Origin of the sequence: Demequina sp. (genome assembly GCF_016278765.1) — a bacterium.
Lineage (GTDB): Bacteria > Actinomycetota > Actinomycetes > Actinomycetales > Demequinaceae > Demequina.
Genome location: NZ_JADQBE010000073.1, coordinates 1 through 3,820, shown reverse-complemented (window position 1 = coordinate 3,820; position 3,820 = coordinate 1). Strand labels below are relative to the sequence as shown.

The following is a 3,820-nucleotide window of genomic DNA, read 5'->3' as shown; positions in this document are numbered from 1 at the left end:
GTTCGGCCTGAAACATGCCGGCCATCGCTTCGTTGTGGTCACGGTCTTTCATCGGTTTTTCGTTCCTTGGTGGTGAGGGCTTCGAGTTGCCCGGCCAGGCGCGCGGCCTGCTCGCGCGCCTCGGCGGCCACCTTGCGGGCTTCGTCGCGTTCTGCTTGCACCTGCCGGGCTTCCTGCGCGGCAGCGGCTCGGGCTTCTTCGTTGGCCTGTGCCGCCTTGGCGGCCTGCTGCTCGATCTGCTCGACGCGGGCCTCTGCACGGGCCACCCGTTCAGCGCATGCCTCCAGTTTGGCGGCCAGCACGGCGGCCTGCTGTTCGGCGGCGGTGCGGCCCTGCTGCGCATCGGCCAGCGCGGCGCGTAGGCGCTCGATCTCGGCGGCCTGCTCGGTCTGCCGTTCGGCCTGTGCCTCGATCTTGAGGCGGGCCGTGGCCAGCTCCACCCGCGCCGATTCGGCGGCCTGTTGCTCGCGCTCGATGCGCTGCGCCTGGTCGGCCAAGTCGGCGGCTTGCTGCTCGGCCTTGCCCGCCAGAGTGTCACGCTCGCGGGTGAGTTCTGCCACCTGCTCGGCCAGAGCATCGCGCTCGGCCTCGATCACCTCACCAGCGGCAGCCAGCTCGACGGCCTCGCCCTGGGCCTGCACCAAGCGGCCCTCGATCTCGGCGCGGGCTTGGGCGGCTGCGCGCTCGATCTCGGCGGCAATAGCAGCCGTCAATGCCTGAGGCAGTTCCGGCGCAGCGGCAGCCGCCACCGGGCGAGCCTCGCGCCAGGCAGTCAGATGTTTGTGAACGGTATTCGGACTGCCGGTGCCCAAACGCTCGCGGATCGCGCGGATAGTCGGCTGTTGCCCTTCGCCAACCAGCGCATCAGCGGCGGCGGCGACCTGCTCAAACGTGATGCCTTCTCGTGCCATGATCGTTGCTCCTTCCGTACCGTATCGGTGTAACTCGTATCAATACAGATATGATACGAAATACAGATACGATATGCAAGCGATATTTTTGCCATCCATCGTCGTGTGACGGATCGCCTACGCCAGGCCAAGGGGCAAAACAGGCCATTTAGCGCGATTTTGGCCGTTGGGGTAGGGGATACCGTCGGCGGCAGTACAAACGGCCCGCCACGGCCCGGAAAACGCGGCCAACGGGCAGGATCAGCCGGTATGCCTGCGCATTCCACTGATGGCGGACAGTGATTCCATTTCCATCGCGGACAGCGTTCCAGGCGATGGCGGACACGTTGCGCGGGTGTCCTGAGTGACGCTCAAATCGTAGCCGAAGTGTCCGCCATCAGCGTGGAATGGCGGTCGGCGCGGCCGGCTCAGACGGCCTTGGTGAGCTTTCTCATCGACTCGCCCTTGAGGGCTATCTTGTGTGAGCCGTGCACGATGCGGTCCAGGATGGCGTCGGCCAGCGTGGGCTCGTCCAGCCAGGCGTGCCAGGCCGTTACTGGCAACTGGCTGGTGATGAGCGTCGAGCGAGTACCCACCCGGTCGTCCAGCAACTCCAGCAGGTCGTTTCGCTCGTGCGCGGCAATCGGCGCGATGCCGAAGTCGTCCAGGATGAGCAGGTCCAGCCGCGCCAGTTGCGCCAGCCGTTTGCCCAGGCTGCCATCGCCGTGGGCCACGTGCAGCTCCTGCAGCAGCCGTGGCGCGCGGGTGTAGAGCACCGAGAAGCCCAGGCGCGCGGCCTGCTGCCCCAGTGCGCAGGCGAGCCACGTCTTGCCGCACCCGGTGGCGCCGGTGAGCAGCACGTTGTGGCCATGGCGCAGCCAGTCCCCGCCGGCCAGGCTGGTGATGACCTCTCGGCTCAGGCCCCGGCTGGCGCGCCAGTCGATGTCCTCCAGGCAGGCACTGGAGACCTTCAGGCGGGCCGCCTTCAACAGGCGCTCCAGGCGCTTGCTGTCACGCCAGTCCACCTCGCGCTGCACCAGCAGCGCCAGGCGTTGTTCAAAGGGCAGCTCGCTGGCCGTGATGTGGGTGGCCGCGTCGCTGAGGGCGGCCACCATGCCGTCCAGGCGCAGGGCGCGCAGTTGGTTCAAGGTCTGTTCGTTGAGCATGGTTCTTCCTTGTTAGGTTTGCTTGCACGTTGGAGTTCAGTGGTAGTAGCCCGGCCCGCGCACGTTCTCGTGCAGCGGCAGGCTCGCCTGTGCGGCCATCGGCGCATCCAGCGGCCGCTGGTCCAGGCCGCAGCCCAGGATGGAGGCGATGCTCTTGTAGGACGGTGAGCGAATCGACTGCGCCCGCGCACAGGCGGCCTCCAGCCGGTCAGCCCCGTACTCACGGCCCAGGCGCATGAGGCCCAGACAGGAGCGGTAACCCTGCTCGGGATGCTGGCGGTGCTCCATCTGCCAGCGCACCACGGCGGCGGTGGCCGCGCCCACGCGCTCACCCCAGGCGATGAGCTTGGCCGGCGTCCACTGCAGGTGCGCCCGGTGCGAGGCCGGCATGTGCTCGGGCGTGGTGGTGTGTGCACCCCGTCGGGGATTGAGGGCGTGGGCGGCCACGCGTTTGCTGCCGTGCAGGACTTCGAGCGTGCCGGCCGTGATGCGCAACTCCACCGGCTCACCCACCAGGGCGTGGGGCACCGAGTAGTAGTGGCCATCGAGCTCAACGTGGTAATCGATGTTGACGCGGGCGGGTTTGAAGCGCGCGATGGGCATGCGCACCGGCGGCAGGGGGCGCAGGGCTGGCCGGTCGAGTTCGGCGAAGGCGCTGGTGCGGTTGCCCGGCAGCTTCTTGAACGCGCGCTGGTTCAAGTCCACCAGCAAGGCGGCAATCGCCCGGTTGATCTCGGCCAGGCTGAAGAAGGTCTGGTGGCGCAGCCTGGCCAGAATCCAGCGCTCGACCACCTGCACAGCGACCTCCACCTTGGGTTTGTCGCGTGGCTTGGCCGGGCGCGCGGGCATCACGGCCAGGCTGTAGTGCGCACAGAGCTCTTCGAGCAGGCGGTGCGCGGTGGGCTCGTAGCGGTCGGGTCGGGCCATGAGGGCGCGCGGCTGGTCGGGCACCAGCAGACGAGGCACGCCGCCGATGAACTCCAGCGCGCCAATGATGCTGGCCACCCAGTCGGTGGCCTTCTGGCTGGCGGTGGCGCAGGCGTAGGTGTAGTTCGATGCACCCAGCACGGCCACGAAGACCTGGGCCTGGCGTATCTCGCCAGTGTCAGCATCCACCACGGGAACGGTCTGGCCGGCGTAGTCCACAAAGAGCTTGTCACCGCCCGTGTGGGTCTGGCGCATGGAGCGCTGCAGGCGCCGGGCCCAGGCCTTGTACTTCTCGCAGAAGGCGCTGTACTTGTACGCCTGCCCGCTGTGCTGTTGCTGGTATTCCTCCCAAAGCAACTGCAGCGTCACGCCAGGTCGGCGCAGTTCGCGGTGGATGTGGGCGTGGTCGGGTTCAAGGTGCCGGGACTCGCGCGCCACGGGTGGCTTGTAGAGCCGGGCCTGGAGTTCGTCGTCGTTCAGGCTCTGGGCCAGTGACCAGTCCACGCCGGCCACGCGCGCGTAGCTGGCTATCTCGCTGACAGTGGATTTGGAGATGCCGAGGGCGGCACCGATTTGACGGGTGCTCAAGGCCCCGCGGTGCAGCAGTTGCAGTGTGTGTCGTAGTTTGCTCATGGTGACCCTGGGTGTGGGCATCGCTGGTTCCGGTCAAAAAACCGGGCAGCGTATGCCGCGTTCGGGTCACTCAGAACACCCCGCAGGTGTCCGCCATCAGTTTGGAATGCTGTCCGCCTTCAGCGTGGAACGGTGTCCGCCATCACGCTGGAACACTGTCCGCCATCAGCATGGAATCGTGTCCGCCATCGCGTGGAATACGCA

Annotated in this window: 3 protein-coding genes; all 3 read right to left on the bottom strand. The window is 67.2% G+C overall.

Translation table 11 applies throughout. From position 1 onward, the window contains the following. Positions 1–38 precede the first annotated feature (38 nt). The 3 genes from QZZ29_RS11100 to istA all read right to left on the bottom strand — a co-directional run bounded on the left by QZZ29_RS11100 (position 39) and on the right by istA (position 3,637). Positions 39–911 (bottom strand): DNA-binding protein, encoded by an 873-nt coding sequence (locus tag QZZ29_RS11100; protein WP_034033204.1) that lies wholly within the window; start codon positions 909–911, stop codon positions 39–41. A gap of 407 nt (positions 912–1,318) precedes the next feature. Then, positions 1,319–2,056: an IS21-like element helper ATPase IstB gene (gene istB / locus QZZ29_RS11095; protein WP_011805003.1), complete on the bottom strand. Its 738-nt coding sequence runs from the start codon at positions 2,054–2,056 to the stop codon at positions 1,319–1,321. Between the two features lie 36 nt (positions 2,057–2,092). Then, positions 2,093–3,637: an IS21 family transposase gene (gene istA, locus QZZ29_RS11090; RefSeq protein WP_291383276.1), complete on the bottom strand. Its 1,545-nt coding sequence runs from the start codon at positions 3,635–3,637 to the stop codon at positions 2,093–2,095. Between the last annotated feature and the right edge of the window lie 183 nt (positions 3,638–3,820).